Origin of the sequence: Kitasatospora sp. NPDC001309 (assembly GCF_042896295.1) — a bacterium.
GTDB lineage: Bacteria > Actinomycetota > Actinomycetes > Streptomycetales > Streptomycetaceae > Kitasatospora.
Genome location: NZ_JBIAXC010000063.1, coordinates 16,925 through 30,333 on the forward strand (window position 1 = coordinate 16,925; position 13,409 = coordinate 30,333).

A 13,409-nucleotide genomic window follows, 5' to 3' on the forward strand; every position below is an offset into this window, starting at 1 on the left:
ACCAGCTCCCCGGTGTCCGCCCCCGCGACCGGGCTCACCGCATCCCGCCCATGTCGTGCCCGCCCATGCCGGGCGAGGAACCGCCGCCCCGGCTCGGCGTCAGCCCCGGGGCCACCGGCCCCGCCTGCCGCCCCACCGCGTACGAGACCACGAACACCACCACCAGCAGCAGGGCGAACCCCACCAGCACACTCGACGGCCGGACACCCGGCGATTTCGGCTTCACCCCCCACCAGTCGGACGGCCGGAGCGGTCGGTTCCCGAACCTTCCGGGCCGGGCGGGTGGCGCTCGTCACGGTCCGCCCGGCCCGGTCCGCCCGCCGCCGTCGTACCGGGTGTCGTACCGCTGTCGTACCGGCGTCGTACGATCATTCGTGTGCCGAAGACCGGCGCAGGTACGACGAGCATCCGGGGGGATGGCGATGGAGACGACGAAGCGGGCCCGCGCACTGGGCGTGGCGGCCGGGGTCCTGGGGGTGGCGCTGGCGTTCGCCGGAACGGCGTCGGCGCGGCCGACCGACGGGCCTGACACCCCGATCGGCGGGCCGGGGACGGGGCGGATCCTGCCGCCGACCCCGGACGAGGACACCATGTTCTCGATCCCGGACTGGATCGGCAACGGCGGCGCCGTGACGGCCTCGGTGACGGAGTCGCTGCCGATCACGGTCGTCGTCGGCTGCCGGGGCGGCGGTTCGGCACAGGTCCACGTCGGCGGGCAGGCCCCGGCCGACTTCACGGTGCAGTGCCCGGCGGACGCGGTCGGCGTCGGCTCGGTGGAGATCCCCGCCCGGCCGGGCCGGGACTTCCAGTTCACCGTCCGCACCTCGGACCCGTCGATCCACTGGGGCATCAACGCCCTCCAGGTCCGCCCCGCTCCGCCGACCGACTGACCGCCGACGGACCGGCCGCCTACGGACCGACCGCCGACGGACCGACCGTGGTCGGACCCGGCCGGGGGCTCAGCGCCGGACGCTCCGCGGGCCCGTCACGGCGGCGCCCAACGCGCCGACCCGGGCCCGTAGTTCGCGGTCGGCGGTGACCACCAGGCAGGCCCGCGCCGGATCCCCGGTGCGGGCCTCGCGGACCAGTTCCACGATCCGGTCGTCGCCGCTGCCCGCCGCCGACACCACCCGGACCTCCGGCAGCCCGGTGACGCCCCGGGCCGCGCCCTCGACCACCAGCACCACCTCCAGCGGGCCGGGGTGCTCCGGCACGCCCCGGGCGGCCACGGCGACCAGGGCGTCCCGGAGGCGTTCGGCGGCGCCGTGCCGGTCGCGCCACCAGCCGTCGGGGACCGAGCCGACCACGTTCGCGCCGTCCACCACCAGCAGGGGCGGCGGCCCGGCTTCGTCATGTTCCATCAGTCCGTCCGGTCCGCCTGATCCGTCAGGGTGATCCGGATGCCGACGGTGCCGCGCTCACCGCGCCGCAGCCGGCTGCCGAGCAGGGTGAGCACGCCGAGCAGCCCGTACTTCTGGCGCAGCAGGGTGCGGTAGGCGGCGGTGCGCTCGGGGGCGAGGAGTTCGGCGGTGGCCGGGTACTGGTCGCCGGTCGGGCGGCCCTTGACGTCGCAGGGCCCGACCAGGACGTCGGACCGGTTGCGGATCCGCTTGACCTTCCAGGAGTCCGCGACGGTCCAGACGCCGAGCGCCTCCCCGTCCCGGACCACCCACACCGGGGTCGGCACCGGGGTGCCGTCCTTCTTGTAGGTGGTGACGAGCAGGTAGCTGCCGGAGGAGAGGCTGACGATCCGGGCGAGCCGGGCCGCGGCGGTGGGGTCGGGCGTGGTCATGGCCGAGAGTCTACGAGGTGGGAGCGCTGTGGCCGGTCACCAGAAGCGGGCGAGGGCGCTCTGTCTGAACGGCTCCGGCGAGATGCAGAGCTCCCCGGCGAACGGCCGGTCCAGCACCAGGACGAGCAGCAGGCTGAATCCGATCAGCGCGGCCACCGAGCCGACGAACAGCAGCCGTGCCCGCCGGGCGCGGACGCCGTACAGCAGGGACAGCAGGACGATCGCCACCGCTCCGCCGACGATCAGGACCTGGAGCAGGACGGGCAGTTCGGAGCCGCTGGCGTTGATCCGGTCCCGGCGCCGGCCGGCCACGTCGTTGAGACTGTCGAGCGCCTTCGCGTAGAAGGCCTGCTCGGACGGCGACTGCGGCTCGAACGCGAGCAGCGCCCGGTACATCGCGTCGACCTCCGTGCCGGTGGCCGTGAACTCGCCGCGGCCGGCCCTCATCAGCGGCCACTGCCGCTCCACCACGACGTGCACGTAGTCGCCGACCGAGGCGGTGACGGCCGCCCGGGGCCCGGGCGGGAAGGCGGCGGCGTCCCGGGCGATCTGGGAGACCGCGGTGGCTTCGGCGGAGACCACCTTCTGGGTGTCCTGCAGCTCGGTCCACAGGTTGACGATGACGAAGGCCAGGATGAGGCCGTAGATCGCGCCGAAGATGCCGAGCACCACGCCGACCATGTCGTTGTTCCCGCCCCGGGCGAGGGCCGGGGACCAGCGGCTGACCAGGACGCTCCCGGCCAGGGCCAGCAGGACGGACCCGCCGACCACCAGCACGCCGAGCCAGGCGGTGGAGAGGTGGTTCAGCAGCCACAGCTCCACGACCGACCTCCGGGTCAGCCGTCCCGGCGGGGGCGGGTGCCGCGGAGGAGGGCGCGGGCGCGTCGGGTGAGACGGCGGGCCACGCGGCCGCCGACGCCGGTGGCACCGATCCGGGAGGCGCCGGTGCCGACGCCGGTGCCGAGGCCCGTGCTGCCGCCGGCCGACGCGGGGCCGGTCGGCCGGGGGCCGGTGGGTGCGCCGCCCGCGGCGGGGGCCGTGCGGGCGGCGGCGAGGCCGGCGCGGCGGCGGGCGGAGCCGCGGGCGGTGCCCCAGACGGCGAGACCGGTGGCGACGGCGGCGCCGGTCCAGAGGGCGGGCGCGAGGACGGAGTCGTCGCCGCCGAGGACGGGGGTGCGGGACCAGGGCGGCAGGTCGGCCTCGCTGTCGGCGGCGGCCTGCGGGGCGCCGTCGGCCGGGGTGGCGGGCGCGCCCGGGGCGCCGTCCTTGGTGGAGCCCTTCGGCGCGGCGAGGTCCTCGACGAGTTGCCCGACCGGCTGGACCTTGCCCGCCGCGGCGAAGCCCCAGTCCAGCAGGACGGCGGCCTCGTCGTAGACCTTGCTCTGCGCCTCGGGGTGCATCACGGTCACCAGCAGGGTGCGGCCGCCGCGTTCGGCGGCTCCGGTGAAGGTGGCGCCCGCGTTGGTGGTGTAGCCGTTCTTGACGCCGATCAGGCCGGGGTACTTGCCGAGCAGCCGGTCGGTGTTGGCGATGTCGAAGGCGGTGCGCTGGCCGGTGGTCTTGTCGAGTCCGCCGGGGAAGCGGGCGGTGCGGGTGGCGCAGTAGGACCGGAAGTCGGCGTTGCGCAGCCCGGCGCGGGCGAACAGGGTGAGGTCGTACGCGGAGGAGACCTGGCCGTCCATGTCGTAGCCGTCGGGGGAGACCACCTTGGTGTCCCGGGCCTGGAGGGACTGGGCGCGGGCCTGCATCTCCCGGACGGTCTGCTGGACGCCGCCGTTCATGTGGGCCAGGACGTGCACGGCGTCGTTGCCGGAGCTGAGGAAGACGCCCCGCCAGAGGTCCTCGACCCGGTACGGCAGGTTCTCCTTGACGCCGACCAGGCTGCTGCCGACGCCGAGGTCGGCGAGTTCGGCGGGGGTGACCTGGTGCTCCGTGGAGCGGTCGAGCTTGGGCAGCACGGTGTCCGCGAACAGCATCTTGAGGGTGCTGGCCGGGGGCATCGGCAGGTGGGCGTCGCGCGCGGCGAGCACCTCGCCGGTGCCGGCGTCGGCGATCAGCCAGGAGCGGCCGGTCAGTTCGGCCGGCAGGGCGGGGGCCCCGGCCAGCGGCGCGACCTGGACGGCCGGGCGGCCGAGCCGCTCGCCGCCGACGACGGAGGCGGCGTCCTGGGCGAGGGCCGCCGGGGCGCCGGCGGCGAGCACCAGGGCGGAGGCGGCGGAGACGGCCGCGACCCTGGCGACGGACGGTGGTTTCGGCTGCGGTCCCCGCTGCGGTTCCCGCTGCTCACGCTCTGGCTGCACACGCTCTGACTGCACACGCTTTGGCTGCACACGGCGAACGTACCGGCGCCGCCGTCGGACCGCCGTGTCGGCTGCTCCGTCCGGAGGGAGGGCGGGACGCGACTTTGGTCAACGCCGGTCGCGCCGAAAGTCGGTTGGGCGCGGGCCGGCGGATTCCTAGGCTCGGGAGCATGAAGACCCTGCTCGGTTACCTCGGTTTCGTCCTGATCCTGGGCGGTGGCACCGGCCTGCTGGCCGACCACCTCGGGGGCTTCCGGCTGTTCGGCTTCGTCCGCTTCCTGGTGCCGGACGGACACGAGACCGCCGGGTACGCCGTGCTGCTGGTGCTCGGCGCCCTGCTGGCGATCCCCGCCGCCCGGCGGGGGTAGCGGGCCTCCCCTCCCGGCCCCTCGGCTCAGGCGCCGACGCCCGCGGCCACCCCGTCGAGCAGGACGGCCAGGCCGGTGCGGAAGGCGTCCGCGCCGGTGTCCTCCGGGCTGCCGCCGGCGCTCTGGAGGGCGGTCAGCAGCGGGAAGCGCTGCGGGAAGTCCGGCGCCAGTTCGGCGAGCCGGGCGGAGCGGGTGCTCCACCACTCCTCGTCCGTGACGCCGGTGGCGGCCGCCGCGCCGCGGGCGTCGGCGGTGGCGGCGGCCGTGCCGCGGACGAACTGCCAGAGCGCGGCGACCGCCCCGCGCAGTCGCCCGGCGGGCAGGCCGGCGGGTCGCAGCGCGGCCAACAGGTTTTCCATGGCGGCGAGTTCGGCCGGGCCGAGGACGGGGCGGGCCTGCGAGACCTGGAGCACCCAGGGGTGGCGCAGGTAGCAGGCGTACAACTCCTCGGCCCAGGCGGTGACGTCGGCCCGCCAGTCGTCGAACTCCGGTGTTCCGGTGGGGAGCTCGGCGAGCACCCGGTCGTGCATCAGGTCGAGCAGTTCGGCCTTGCCGGGCACGTAGGTGTAGAGCGCCATCGCGGTGCGGCCGAGCCGTTCGCCCACGGCGCGCATCGACAGGGCGGCCATTCCCTCGGCGTCGGCCACCGCGATTCCGGCGGACACGATCGCGTCCACACTCAGCCCCGGTTTCGGGCCGCTGCGCCCGGTGCGCGGTTCCCCGGGGTGCCCCCACAGCAGGGCGAGTGAGCGGTGGGCGTCTCCCTGCCCGGCGTAGACGGTCATCCCGACATCTCCTTATGGCGTAAAGTATCCTGGCGCCAGCAACTCTTTATGCCGTAAGTTATCAGGATTCCGCACAGCGGTCCGCACAGCGAGGGGTTACCGATGACTCTGCCCGTCACCTTCATCGAGGTCGTAGCGGTCGACCGGATCACGCCGCGCACCGCCCGGGTCGTCTTCGAGGCGGAGGCCCTGGACGACACCGTGGGCGGCACGCCCGACCAGCAGCTCAAGCTCTGCTTCCCGCGCCCGGGGCAGCGCGAGCCGGAGCTGCCGGCGGGGCAGGACGACCCGATGGGCTGGTACCAGGCCTATCTGGCGATCCCCGAGGCCGACCGCCCGGTCATGCGCAGCTTCACCCTGCGCCGCAGGCACCCCGGCACCCGGCGGATCGAGGTCGACTTCGTCCTGCACGGCGACTCCGGCGTGGCCGCGGCCTGGGCGCTGCGGGCCGCGCCGGGGGACCGGCTCGGCATGGTCGGGCCCTCCGCGCTGTACGCCCCGCCGGTCCCGTTCGCCCAGGTCGCGGCGGCGGCCGACTGGGTGCTGCTGGCCGGCGACGAGACCGCCCTGCCGGCCGTGGCGACGCTGCTGGAGGCCCTGCCGGAGGGGGTGCGGGCGTACGCCTGGATCGAGGTCGCGGACCGGGCGGAGCGTCAGCGGCTGGCGACCCGGGCCGAACTGGAGGTGCGCTGGCTGCACCGCGACGGCGCGGCCCCGGGCGCCCTGCTGACCGCGGCGTTCCGGGGCGGCGCGCTGCCGGGCGGGCGGCCCTTCGCCTGGCTGGCCGGGGAGGCGGGCGCGGTGCGGGCGCTGCGCCGCTGCCTGGTGGAGGAGCACGGGGTGCCGAAGTCGGACATCGACTTCACCGGCTACTGGCGCCACCGGCTGACCCAGGACGACGCGCCGACGGCCGAGGACCTCGCGGACGCCCGGGAGCGCCTGGGGTGAACTCCTCGGCCGCCCCGTTCGTTCTGCTTGCCGAGCGTTCTGCGTGCCGAGCGTTCTGCGTGCCGAGCGTTCTGGGTGCCGAGCGTTGTTTCGAGGGCCGTCGACGGGGAAGAAGAGTCGCGGTGTCGACAAAGAGGCAGCGGGTGGGCCGGAGTGGCGATGTTCCGCCAGTGTCCAGAGTTCGCCACTGACGTTTTTGCCGCCGCGGAAGCCTGTTTTGACCGTCCCTGACCGGCTCTGATCGGTGAAAAAGGGGCAGCAGCGGCCGGATTTATACTGTGTATTTTACTTTCTGATGGTCATTTTTACTTTCTGATGGGGTTTTAACCCCTTGTCGTGGTCGTGCCGGATGCGCTGGAATGCGACCGCTGTCGGGACGCGCGGTCCGGAGCACCGCGCGTCCGACCAGGATTCGTAGGCTGGATCGTGCAACCTGACGTCTCATCAGACGAAAGGATGTCCATTGATCGGCTGGCGCAAGACCCAGCTAGCAGCCGCCGTCACCGTCACCGCCGCGTCCATGGTCCTGAGCCTCGGGACCATCGCGAGCGCGGCCCCGACCCAGGATCCGCAGAACGCCCAGGCGGCGTCCTCGGACGGGTCGCCGGCACCGGTGATCGTGATCCTGAAGGACCAGATAGCGGACGCCCCGGCCGACCACGGTCACCTCGGCGCACGTGAGCAGAAGACCGCCAGCGCGCAGAAGCCGCTGCTGGACAAGGTCAAGGCCAACGGCGGCACCAACGTCAAGAGCTTCGTGGTCGGCAACGCCTTCTCCGCCACGGTCAGCCCGGCCGAGCGCGCGGCGCTCCAGTCCGACCCGGCGGTCGCCGCCGTGGTCGCCGACACCCAGGTCCAGGTGGCCCCCGTCGCCTCGACCACCGCCAAGAAGGCGGACACCGCGGCCACGGCCTCCGGCAAGTCCGGCGACGCGTCGAAGGCCGTTTCGGGCAGCAACGGCCAGGGTTCCCAGGAGAACGCGACCAACACGGTCTGCCCCTCCGACCCGACCAAGCCGCTGCTGGAGCCCGAGGGCCTCTACTCGGTCCGTGCCTACAGCGGCAACGGCAACCCCGGCGTGGAGAACCTGGCCACCGGCAAGGGCGTCAAGGTCGCCTACATCGCCGACGCGCTCGACCCGAACAACCCGGACTTCATCCGGGCCGACGGCTCGCACGCCGTGGTGGACCACCAGGACTTCTCGGGTGAGGGCTGGGACGCGCCGAGCGGTGGCGCCGAGGCCTTCGGCGACGCCTCGGCGGTCATCGCCCAGGGCCGTCAGACCTACGACGTCTCGCAGTTCGTCAACGCCTCGCACCCGCTGCCGGCCGGCTGCAACATCAACATCCGCGGCCTCGCCCCGGACGCCGACCTGGTCGCCCTCAAGGCCGGCGGCGAGATGATGTCCAACTCGTCGATCCTGCAGTCCATCGACTACGCGGTGCGGGTCGCCCACGTGGACGTGCTGAACGAGTCCTTCGGCGGCAACGTCACCCCGGACAGCGGCGCCCACGACACCATCGCGCTCTTCAACGAGCAGGCCGTCAAGGCCGGTGTCACCGTCGCGGTCTCCACCGGTGACGCCGGTATCAGCGGCACCATCGGCACCCCGGCCACCGACCCGTACGTGATCTCGGTCGGCGCGTCGACGGACAACCAGAACTACCAGCAGACCGGCTACGCGGCTTCCAAGTTCTCCAACAAGACCTGGAACAACAGCCGGATCTCCGCGCTCTCCTCGGGCGGCTTCACCATGGCCGGCCGCACCCTCGATCTGGTCGCCCCGGGCGAGTCGGACTGGGCGCTGTGCACCGCCGACACCACCAAGTACGCGGACTGCACCAACTTCAACGGCAAGGGCTCGAACATCCAGCCCTTCGGCGGCACCAGCCAGGCCGCCCCGTTCGTCACCGGTGCCGCGGCCCTGGTCATCCAGGCCTACCGCGACACCCACGGCGGCGACTCGCCGTCCCCGGCGCTGGTGAAGAAGTTCATCACCGGCACCGCCACCGACCTCGGCGTCCCCGCCGAGGAGCAGGGCGCCGGTCTGCTCAACGTCCGGGCCGCCGTCGAGGCCGCCCGCGGCTACGACGACGGCGACGGCACCGACGGTGCCCGCACCGTCGTGGTCAACACCGGCCAGGTGAGCATCCAGGGCGCCCCCGGTTCGACCCACACCGCCGACGTCTCCGTCACCAACACCAGTGACGAGCCGCAGTCGGTGAGCGCCACCACCCGCAGCTTCGCGCCGCAGGCCACCAACCAGCAGGTCGTCAAGCTGGACTCGGCCTCGACCGACACCTTCAAGTACGCCACCAACGGTGCCGACTGGGTGCAGAAGCAGGTCAAGTTCACCGTTCCGGCCGGTGCCGACCGCCTCGCGGCGTCGATCGCCTGGCACGGCGGCCCGAACCCGGTCACCAACGGCCCCGTGGTCCGCATGACGCTGCTCGACCCGTCGGGCCGCTTCGAGACCAACACCCGTCCGCAGGGCGGCGCCACCCCGGCCAACTTCGGCCTGGTCGACGTCCCGCACCCGGTGGCCGGCGAGTGGACCGCCATCATGTACACCCCGGCGGGCAAGGCCGGCTACACCGGCGACGTCCAGTTCGGCACCTCCACCCAGCGCGCGGTCCCGGCCGGCGCGGTGAGCCCGAACACCACCGAGCTGCAGCCCGGTCAGACCAAGACCCTCAAGGTCCAGCTGACCACCCCGGCGACCAGCGGTGACAGCAGCGAGGCGGTCCTCGTCTCCAGCTCGAACGGCAACACCACCAGCGTCCCGGTCGTGCTGCGCAGCCTCGTCCCGGTCAAGGACGGCAAGGGCAGCTTCACCGGCACCATCACCGGTGGCAACGGCCGCGGCTCCTCGCCGACGCAGATGTTCGCCTACGGCTTCGACGTCCCGAAGGGCCAGAAGGACCTGCGGGTCGGCGTCACCGTCGGCAAGGACGCGAACCTGTTCATGCAGGGCGCCCTGATCAGCCCGAACGGCACCCCGGTCGACATCGAGGGCAACACGCTGTTCGACGCCCAGGGCAACCTGACCGGCGCCGCCAACGGCGTCTCGGCCACCACGATCAACCCGGCCGAGGGCCACTGGCGCTTCGTCCTGAACGTGCTCGGCCCGGTCAGCGGCCAGGAGCTCGCCCAGGACTTCGCCGGCAGCATCGCGTTCAACCAGAACCAGGCCACCGCGGCCGGTCTGCCGAACGACCCGAAGACGAAGCTGGCGGCCGGCAAGCCGGTCACCGTCAACGTCAACTACACCAACAACACGGTCGCCACCCAGTCGATCGCGGCCGACGGCCGCCTCGACAAGCGCGTCGACCTGCCGCTCGTCCCGCAGGGTGCCTCGGCCAGCGTCAACCTGCCGCTGAGCCTGACCTCCTCGGTGCCGAGCTTCCTGGTGCCGCCGAGCACCGACCAGCTCAAGGCCGTGGCGGCGTCCTCGACGCCGGCGCAGATCGAGCTGAGCGCCACCACCGCCTCGCCGGACCTCTTCGGTGACCTCAAGAAGGCCCAGGACGGCTCCGCCATCTCGGTCGCCACCTCCAAGGGCAGCGCCGAGCAGCCGATCGTCCCCGGTGCCTGGAGCACCTTCGTCCAGCAGATCGGCCCGTTCGGCACCGCCGGCGCGCCGAAGGGCACCTCCACCATCACCGCCACCGCGCACACCCTGGCGTTCGACCCGGCGCTGACCTCCAGCACCGGTGACCCGTACGCCGCCGCGGTGAACGCCACGGCCACGGCCGCCGCCCCGGTGACCGTCGCCCCCGGCGCCACCGGCTCGCTGCAGGTGACCGTCACCCCGACCGGCCCCAAGGGCAGCACGGTCAAGGGTCTGCTCTACCTGGTGTCCGGCCCGACCTTCGTGCCGACCGCCAACAACAGCCTCGGCACCACCGGTGCGGTGCTCGCGGCGATCCCCTACAGCTACACGGTGAACTGACGCTCAACCAGTTCAGCGCACCAGCCTGAGGCCGAGGCCGTCCCGGAGTTCCGGGGCGGCCTCGGCTGCTTGTCCCGGTGCCGGAACAAGCCGGGGCCGTCCGCTTGTTGAGCCCGGGAGGAGAGCCCTCGGGGTCCTACGGAGCGGAACGGGAGCGGGAGTTGAACGAGGCGATCAAGCACAGCGAGATCGAGGTGAACGGTGTCCGGCTGCACCTCGCCGAACAGGGGGAGGGGCCGCTGGTCCTGCTGCTGCACGGCTTCCCGGAGAGCTGGTACTCCTGGCGCCACCAGTTCGCGCCGCTCGCCGCGGCCGGGTACCGGGTGGTCGCCCCCGACCAGCGCGGCTACGCCCGCAGCGCGCAGCCGGCGTCCGTGGACGCGTACTCCGTACTGCACCTGATCGGCGACGTCACCGCGCTGATCCGCGAACTCGGCGGGGGAAAGGCCGTGGTGGTCGGCCACGACTGGGGCGCGCCGGTCGCCTGGGGCACCGCCGCCCTCCGGCCGGACCTGGTGCGCGGGGTCGCCGGCCTGAGCGTCCCGCCGCTGCCGGCCGGCCCCGGCACGCTGCAGGCGGCCCGGGAGAGGTTCGGCGAGGGCTTCTACCAGATCTACTTCCAGCAGCCCGGCCGGGCCGACGCCGAGCTGGCCGCCGACATCAGGTCCAGCCTGCGCCGCGTGCTGTGCGGCCTCCAGCCCGGTGGCGAGCCGCGGCCGTGGGTCGTCCCCGAGGGCAGGACCCTGCTGGACACCATCCCGGAGCCGGACCGGCTGCCCGGCTGGCTCACCGACGCGGACCTCGATGTGTTCGCCGCCGACTACGCCCGGCACGGTGAGCGGGCCTTCACCGGCGGGCTCAACTGGTACCGCAACATCGACCGCAACAACGAGCTGATGGCTGCCTTCACCGGCCTGCGGATCGAGGTGCCCGCGCTGTACGTGGCCGGCGAGCAGGACCTGGTGAACGCGATGATCCCGCCCGGTGTGCTGGACTACCTGCTGACGGAGCTGACCCCGCGGCTGCACCGGCACGTCCGGCTGCCGGACACCGGCCACTGGACCCAGCAGGAGCGCCCGGCCGAGGTCACCGAGGCGCTGCTGGACTTCCTCAAGAGCCTGGACTAGGGCCTGTCCGGCGGATCTTGGCAGATCAGCGCGCGGCGTTGGGCGCCCGGCTGGGCGTGCGCCCGAGTCGGCCTCGTACTGGACGTACTTGGGCGATTCGGGCGTGCGTCCAGGCGGGATGCCCGGCGTCGCGCGCCTGGCAAGATCCGCCGGACAGGCCCTAGCCGGAGTTCCGGCCGGCCTGGTCGCCCTGCCCCGTGCGGGCGGTGACCAGGCCGGACTCGTACGCGGCGATCACCGCCTGGGCGCGGTCCCGGACGTCGAGCTTGCCGAAGATGCTGGTGATGTAGTTCTTCACGGTGGACTGGCTGATCTCCAGGGCCAGCGCGATCGCGGCGTTGTCGAGCCCGGTGGCGATCAGCCGCCACACGTCGACCTCCCGGGGCGTGAGCTCGCCGCACCGCACGGCGGCCGGCGATGCCGAGGCGGGCGCGGCGGGCGCCCGGACGTAGGTGGAGATCAGCCGGGTGAGCAGCCGCGGGGCGACCACCGCCTCCCCGGCGTGCACCGTCCGGATCGCCGAGCCCAGCTCCTCCGGGGAGACGTCCTTGGGCAGGAAGCCGTGGGCGCCGGCGCGCAGCGCGGCCACCACGTACTCGTCCATGTCGAAGGTGCTCAGCGCCAGGACCCGGCAGCCGGGCAGCTCCCGGGCCAGCCGCTCGGTCGCGCCGACGCCGTCCAGGACGGGCATCCGGATGTCCATCACCACGACGTCGGGGAGCAGCCGGAGGGCGGCGGCGACGGCCTGCTCGCCGTCCCCGGCCTCGCCGACCACGGTCAGGGACGGGTCGGGGGAGAGGATCAGCGACAGGCCGCGGCGCACCAGCGGCTGGTCGTCCACCAGCAGCACCCGGATCCGCCCGGTCATCGGAGCACCTGCCCGGTCTGGACCGCGGCCTCGGCCGATTCGGCGTCGCTCAGCGGGAGTTCGGCGGCCACGGCGAAGCCGCCGCCCGGCTGCGGGCCGGTCGCCAGGGTGCCGCCGTGCAGGGCGACCCGCTCGCGCATGCCGAGCAGGCCGTACCCGGCCCGGCCGGTGGGCTCCGCCGGGGGCGCGCCGCCGCCGTCGTCCCGCACCTCGACGGTGACCCGGTCCGGGTGGTAGGCGAGGCGGACGGTGGCCCGGGCGGGCCCGGCGTACTTGCGGGCGTTGGTGAGGCCCTCCTGCACGATCCGGAAGACGGTCAGCCCGACCGTCGGCGGCAGCGGGCGCGGGGGCCCGTCGACGGTGAACTCGGTCGGCAGCCCGGCCACCCGGGACTCGTCCACCAGCCGCTCCAGGTCCTCCACCCCGGGCTGGGGCAGCGGCGGGGCGGCATCCGGTTCGTCCCCGGTCCGCAGCACGTTCAGCAACTGGCGCATCTCGCGCAGCGCCAGCCGACCCGAGGACTCCAGGACGACCAGGGCGTCCCGGACCACCTCCTGGTCCCCGAGGTTGGCGCGGGCACCGCCGGCCATCAGCTGCATGGTGGTGATGTGGTGGGCCACGATGTCGTGCAACTCCCTCGCGATCCTGCGGCGTTCGTCGGCCACCGCGCGGTCCGCCAGCAGCCGGCGGTTGGCGGCCACCTCGCGCTGCCAGCGGGCCACCGCCAGACCGGCCCCGGCCACCATGACGGCGGCTACGGGGTCGGCGATGAGCTGCGGCCAGAGCGGGGATTCGAAGCGCAGCTGGCTCAGCGTGGTGGTCACCGCCGTCACGCCCACGGCGGCCGCGGTCACCGGGACGCCCCGGCTCACCGCGACCGAGTACAGCGCGACGACCAGCACCGCGCCGAAGTGCGGGCCCCTCGGGGAGAGCAGGTCGGCCGCCGCCTGGAGCACCAGGACGGCGGCCAGCGCCGGCACCGGGCGGCTGCGCCGGGCCAGCAGCGGCAGGCCGGCGAGGACGACCACGGCGAAGCCCGGCACGGACATGCTGAGGGCGCCGGTCGCCGGGCCGAGCAGGACGTAGCCGATCAGGTCCAGGGCGCCGGCGCCGATGGCCACCATGGCGTCGGTACGGGTCCACGGCAGGCGGTCCGTCCAGTCCTCCAGCGGCCCGTCGGTACCCGCGTCCACCCCGGGGCGCTGACGCCCGTCCATCTGATTCCTCCCGGCTGACCAGCGCTGACGCCCCCATTCTGGCATTGGCGGG

Annotated in this window: 13 protein-coding genes; 5 read left to right on the forward strand and 8 right to left on the reverse strand. The window is 73.7% G+C overall.

Going from position 1 to position 13,409, the window contains the following annotated elements:
- Nucleotides 1–34 precede the first annotated feature (34 nt).
- Nucleotides 35–184, reverse strand: coding sequence for a hypothetical protein (locus ACFY2K_RS39120; protein ID WP_375896037.1), 150 nt, complete (start codon nt 182–184; stop codon nt 35–37).
- 238 nt (nt 185–422) lie between these two features.
- On the opposite strand from ACFY2K_RS39120, the gene ACFY2K_RS39125 reads away from it, so the two are divergent.
- The gene (locus tag ACFY2K_RS39125; protein ID WP_380529074.1) at nt 423–890 is read left to right on the forward strand and encodes a hypothetical protein; all 468 of its coding nucleotides are present in this window, start codon (nt 423–425) and stop codon (nt 888–890) included.
- A gap of 69 nt (nt 891–959) precedes the next feature.
- Here ACFY2K_RS39125 and ACFY2K_RS39130 read toward each other — a convergent pair whose 3' ends face one another.
- From ACFY2K_RS39130 to ACFY2K_RS39145, 4 genes are read right to left on the reverse strand one after another with little or no spacing between them, the layout of a single operon-like run.
- Nucleotides 960–1,361: an NTP pyrophosphohydrolase gene (locus tag ACFY2K_RS39130; RefSeq protein ID WP_380529076.1), complete on the reverse strand. Its 402-nt coding sequence runs from the start codon at nt 1,359–1,361 to the stop codon at nt 960–962.
- A complete protein-coding gene (locus ACFY2K_RS39135) occupies nt 1,361–1,792 on the reverse strand; it encodes a PPOX class F420-dependent oxidoreductase (protein ID WP_380529078.1) in 432 nt (143 codons plus the stop codon). The genes ACFY2K_RS39130 and ACFY2K_RS39135 overlap by 1 nt, the downstream gene beginning before the upstream one ends.
- A gap of 36 nt (nt 1,793–1,828) precedes the next feature.
- Nucleotides 1,829–2,614, reverse strand: coding sequence for a DUF4239 domain-containing protein (locus tag ACFY2K_RS39140; protein ID WP_380529080.1), 786 nt, complete (start codon nt 2,612–2,614; stop codon nt 1,829–1,831).
- A gap of 14 nt (nt 2,615–2,628) precedes the next feature.
- Nucleotides 2,629–4,092: a D-alanyl-D-alanine carboxypeptidase family protein gene (locus ACFY2K_RS39145; protein ID WP_387717417.1), complete on the reverse strand. Its 1,464-nt coding sequence runs from the start codon at nt 4,090–4,092 to the stop codon at nt 2,629–2,631.
- A gap of 170 nt (nt 4,093–4,262) precedes the next feature.
- On the opposite strand from ACFY2K_RS39145, the gene ACFY2K_RS39150 reads away from it, so the two are divergent.
- On the forward strand, nt 4,263–4,460 hold the full coding sequence (locus ACFY2K_RS39150; RefSeq protein WP_360230485.1) for a hypothetical protein: 198 nt from the start codon (nt 4,263–4,265) through the stop codon (nt 4,458–4,460).
- Between the two features lie 26 nt (nt 4,461–4,486).
- Here ACFY2K_RS39150 and ACFY2K_RS39155 read toward each other — a convergent pair whose 3' ends face one another.
- Nucleotides 4,487–5,245, reverse strand: coding sequence for a TetR/AcrR family transcriptional regulator (locus tag ACFY2K_RS39155; protein ID WP_380594145.1), 759 nt, complete (start codon nt 5,243–5,245; stop codon nt 4,487–4,489).
- 102 nt (nt 5,246–5,347) lie between these two features.
- Between ACFY2K_RS39155 and ACFY2K_RS39160 the strand changes: the two genes are divergently transcribed.
- From ACFY2K_RS39160 to ACFY2K_RS39170, 3 genes are all read left to right on the forward strand, one after another.
- Nucleotides 5,348–6,193, forward strand: a complete 846-nt coding sequence (locus ACFY2K_RS39160; RefSeq protein ID WP_380594143.1) for a siderophore-interacting protein — start codon at nt 5,348–5,350, stop codon at nt 6,191–6,193.
- Between the two features lie 463 nt (nt 6,194–6,656).
- Nucleotides 6,657–10,145 carry a S8 family serine peptidase gene (locus tag ACFY2K_RS39165; RefSeq protein WP_375896014.1) on the forward strand — a complete coding sequence of 1,163 codons (3,489 nt, stop codon included), beginning with the start codon at nt 6,657–6,659 and terminating at the stop codon, nt 10,143–10,145.
- A 161-nt stretch (nt 10,146–10,306) separates the two neighbouring features.
- Nucleotides 10,307–11,272 (forward strand): alpha/beta fold hydrolase, encoded by a 966-nt coding sequence (locus ACFY2K_RS39170; RefSeq protein ID WP_380644785.1) that lies wholly within the window; start codon nt 10,307–10,309, stop codon nt 11,270–11,272.
- Between the two features lie 160 nt (nt 11,273–11,432).
- On the opposite strand, the gene ACFY2K_RS39175 is transcribed toward ACFY2K_RS39170, so the two are convergent.
- Nucleotides 11,433–12,140 carry a response regulator gene (locus ACFY2K_RS39175; protein ID WP_387717421.1) on the reverse strand — a complete coding sequence of 236 codons (708 nt, stop codon included), beginning with the start codon at nt 12,138–12,140 and terminating at the stop codon, nt 11,433–11,435.
- Nucleotides 12,137–13,357 (reverse strand): sensor histidine kinase, encoded by a 1,221-nt coding sequence (locus ACFY2K_RS39180; RefSeq protein WP_380644784.1) that lies wholly within the window; start codon nt 13,355–13,357, stop codon nt 12,137–12,139. Before ACFY2K_RS39180 ends, ACFY2K_RS39175 begins: the two co-directional genes overlap by 4 nt.
- Nucleotides 13,358–13,409: the final 52 nt, after the last annotated feature.

What these genes read in the sequence shown, in the direction of transcription:
- ACFY2K_RS39130 (WP_380529076.1), bottom strand. Translation starts at nt 1,361, where the DNA reads ATGGAACATGACGAAGCCGGGCCGCCGCCCCTGCTGGTGGTGGACGGC.
- ACFY2K_RS39150 (WP_360230485.1), top strand. Translation starts at nt 4,263, where the DNA reads ATGAAGACCCTGCTCGGTTACCTCGGTTTCGTCCTGATCCTGGGCGGT.
- ACFY2K_RS39180 (WP_380644784.1), bottom strand. Translation starts at nt 13,357, where the DNA reads ATGGACGGGCGTCAGCGCCCCGGGGTGGACGCGGGTACCGACGGGCCG.
- ACFY2K_RS39175 (WP_387717421.1), bottom strand. Translation starts at nt 12,140, where the DNA reads ATGACCGGGCGGATCCGGGTGCTGCTGGTGGACGACCAGCCGCTGGTG.
- ACFY2K_RS39155 (WP_380594145.1), bottom strand. Translation starts at nt 5,245, where the DNA reads ATGACCGTCTACGCCGGGCAGGGAGACGCCCACCGCTCACTCGCCCTG.
- ACFY2K_RS39160 (WP_380594143.1), top strand. Translation starts at nt 5,348, where the DNA reads ATGACTCTGCCCGTCACCTTCATCGAGGTCGTAGCGGTCGACCGGATC.
- ACFY2K_RS39125 (WP_380529074.1), top strand. Translation starts at nt 423, where the DNA reads ATGGAGACGACGAAGCGGGCCCGCGCACTGGGCGTGGCGGCCGGGGTC.
- ACFY2K_RS39135 (WP_380529078.1), bottom strand. Translation starts at nt 1,792, where the DNA reads ATGACCACGCCCGACCCCACCGCCGCGGCCCGGCTCGCCCGGATCGTC.